The following is a 263-nucleotide window of genomic DNA, read 5'->3' as shown; positions in this document are numbered from 1 at the left end:
TTTCCGCCGCGCAAGGAGTCAAAGCTGGCACCGCTTCTGCCAAAATGAAAAAGCTGAGCGAACTGTCTAGCAATACCCTAAAAACCACGAAACAACAAGTGAAAGAACTATCCGCGGAGCAGCTAAGAGCAGTCCAAGAGTTTGCGAACAGACTGAACCGTTTTAATCCTTTTCCGCAGACCATGCAGCCGGCGATGAATGGTGCGGGGAATGTGAGATTAGTAGATGAGCAGATTTATCGGTTTGGGGATAATGTTGGGGAT

The 263-nt window shown here is 48.3% G+C and carries 1 protein-coding gene; it reads left to right on the top strand.

The annotated features are described in order from the left end of the window. Positions 1–263, top strand: a 263-nt coding sequence (locus GHT08_RS22335; protein WP_238343650.1) for a hypothetical protein, incomplete at both ends; no start/stop codon positions are given.

The sequence above is a fragment of the Gracilibacillus saliphilus genome (assembly GCF_010994085.1).
Classification (GTDB): Bacteria; Bacillota; Bacilli; order Bacillales; family Amphibacillaceae; genus Gracilibacillus; species Gracilibacillus lacisalsi.
The sequence above is the reverse complement of the archived record's forward strand: the minus strand, read 5'-3'. Positions and strand labels throughout refer to the sequence as shown.